The sequence below is a fragment of the Trichococcus sp. K1Tr genome (genome assembly GCF_028309625.1).
Taxonomy (GTDB): domain Bacteria; phylum Bacillota; class Bacilli; order Lactobacillales; family Aerococcaceae; genus Trichococcus.
This window is the reverse complement of sequence record NZ_JAQMHR010000023.1, coordinates 1-2800: the sequence shown is the minus strand read 5'-3', so window position 1 is coordinate 2800 and position 2800 is coordinate 1. Positions and strand designations below refer to the sequence as shown.

4 protein-coding genes are annotated in these 2800 nt (G+C 31.8%); all 4 read right to left on the bottom strand.

Annotated elements, in window-relative coordinates:
- The coding region (locus PH235_RS14485) for a hypothetical protein (protein ID WP_272162957.1) at nt 1-394 on the bottom strand (394 nt) is incomplete at its 3' end.
- A 179-nt stretch (nt 395-573) separates the two neighbouring features.
- Nucleotides 574-1140, bottom strand: a complete 567-nt coding sequence (locus PH235_RS14480; RefSeq protein ID WP_062954811.1) for a DUF3967 domain-containing protein — start codon at nt 1138-1140, stop codon at nt 574-576.
- A 514-nt stretch (nt 1141-1654) separates the two neighbouring features.
- A complete protein-coding gene (locus PH235_RS14475; protein WP_025908116.1) occupies nt 1655-2341 on the bottom strand; it encodes a hypothetical protein in 687 nt (228 codons plus the stop codon).
- Between the two features lie 196 nt (nt 2342-2537).
- Nucleotides 2538-2800 (bottom strand): hypothetical protein (locus PH235_RS14470; protein WP_334223648.1); only part of this gene is annotated, 263 nt, incomplete at its 5' end.

Below are 2800 nucleotides of genomic sequence, written 5' to 3'. Positions count from 1 at the left end.
CTGCAATTGATTCTCCATCTTTATCGTAAACTAATGCAGAACCATCAGTTTTTCCTTCATCATCTTTTACTAATTCAATATGTTCTCCATTTTTAAAATCAAAAGGTGTTTCATAAACAACTTTTTCATTATTTGGTTCAGTTGTTACTGTTTGCTCAATACCATTATCAAGCTTTTTTACATCTACATTTAATTCCTCATTAGTTACCCCTGAAGCTTTTGATACATTAAATTTAGATGTATCTTCCAATGTTTTACCTACCTTAATATCAGTACCATCATAAGTTGAGAAAGAAGTAAAATCTTTTTCAGAAGCAGATACTACATTTCCAAAATTCAATAGACTTCCTACAAGTGAACCTACAAATAATACTTTCAATGCTCTTTTTTTCATAAAATTCCCCTTATATACCATTTTTTTATGTAAACAACACCTATAAAATTCTACTATTTATTGATAATTTTGTAAACTACTTCTTTTATATTCTATTCTATTAGAATTCATATTAAGATTGAAACAATAAGACAATACAAAAAAACAAGGGATAGATTTTCCCTTGTTTTTTTAAAAAATCACCTGCCAAAAAGTTTAGCAAAAAAACTTTTCTTTTCTTCTTGAGCAGCAGCAATTAACTTCTGAGTTTGCTGCATTTCTCTGAGAGAGTCAGTTAAAGACTTATCTCTTTCTTCAAGACGAGAAAGTATATATTTTTCTTGTTGATCTAAACGCTCTAATAAATTTTGATTAAATTTATCTTGTTTTTTCATGTATGCTTCTTGTGTCTTAATATGTTCCATAAGCTTGTTTATTGTTTCTTCAGAACGCTCTAGAGAACGCTGTTCTTCATTATTTTCTTCTCGAACGGATAGCGTTCGATCTTCGAACGTACCCTTACCAAACCTTGATACTATAATATCCGCCGCGTTATCCATTGGCATATTAGTCTCTTTTAATAAAGCTTGAAACTTCTTCAAAGCAACAAGATCATGTTCTGTAAAAAGACGTTGGTTCCTATGATTTCTAATAAACATATATCCTTTTTTTTCTAAAGATATACACCATTTTCTTGCTGTACTTTCCGATACATCTAACAAAGAATTAACTTCTTTAGGAGTATAAGCCTTATCAGTTTTATCCACGCTTTATCCCTCCGTGATCACGGCGTTACAATTACCGTTCTCTATTTTAAAATAAAATTTATTAAAGATATAATACTAAACTTTAATAAAAATTGAAACTTGATAAATCAATACGTTCGAAACTAGAACGGTACCCGTCCTTCAAAATATATAGAAAGGAACCGCGTTCCTATATAGCGTTCTCTTTTAAAAAGTAAAACAGATACAAATTTCATCTAATAGCTAATCCGCCTTAAGGCGGTCTTTTAGCCTTTATGGCTAATTTTTTGAACGAAAAAAAGTATAAAAAGACCCTTGCAATTCTATCAGCGAATTGCTACTAAACAATAGTGATAATAGAGAGAAAGTTTAAAAAGAGGGTTAAACCGTTGATATGACTGGGTTTGATGCACTTTTTAAGGTGTGCGGAATTCCTCTCATTATGGCACTAAAATGAGAGGAATTCCGCACACCTTAAAAAGTGCAATTAATAAAAAAAGATCGTATCAAATATGATACGATCTAAAAAATCAGTTTAAAAAAATCTAGCAGGTAATGTTACCTTTTTACCGTTCTGATCTTTAAGTTTTTTTAAAGAATGTTGAAACAATCTCATTGTTAACTTATCTAACTTAACTTCATTTTTTCGTGGAGCACAAATCATAATATAAGGATTTACAATCCACGTTCTAGGGCTTACAGTACGTCCATTTTCAGATACTTGACCTGCGCCTTCGGGATTAAGTAAAATTTCTTTTTGTTTCAAAGAATTCATAATTTCGGATGTTTGTCTACGGGATTTCCCAATCATTTCAGCAATTTCTGAAACTGTTGCTGCCTTTGGAAGTTCAAAGTCATCTTCAACAACATTTTTTTGTTTCTTTTTAAATTTATCCTCTCTGCAAATGATTACATTGCTTTTAAATTCTAAGTACGCTTGAATCCTAAAAAGAAAGTCCCCTTCGGCTTGATTAAGATAACCAATTCTATTTAACAAATCTAAATTTCTATGCATAGTTTGATTAAACGGCTCCCCTGCAAAAGGATCTTTACTAGTTCCAACAAAGTGATCTTCACCAGTAAGTTCCTTTAATTGATCTAATAAAGATTTTTTTAGTTCTTCTGCTTTTAACCTGGATTCTCGATCCTTTTCAAAATCTCTTTTTCTAGCATTTTGTTCTGCTTTATCTAAACTACTTCTCAAGCTATCTTCTTTTTTCATTACAATTCCCCAATTTTTAACTGGAAGAAATTAATCTGTTTGTGTTAAAATACACTTACACACATTCAACAAAAAGAGTTAATCTTTCTTACAGGTTAATTCCTTCATAGTTTTTAAGAGAAGTCCTCGCAGTCGACCAAAACTTGAGGGCTTTTCTTATGTCTAATTTTCTACCAAATCTTTCATAAATGCAACCCTAATTCGACTCTATTCGCTGTTTTAACGCTTCAAGCAGCTTATCATCCACTCGTTTAGGCTTGTACCCCATCCTGTCTATTAAGAGACCCTCTATGAGCTTCATACGAGCCGTATAAAGGCGATATTCGCTTTCTCCGAACTCTATTACACTTTTATCAATCTCAGCCCCTTCTGGCGCTTTCTGAACCGTTCTCATCAAATTATAGCTTTTTGAACGCTCTTCTCGTACTAAACGAAGCAAGATTAACAAATCATATGTGT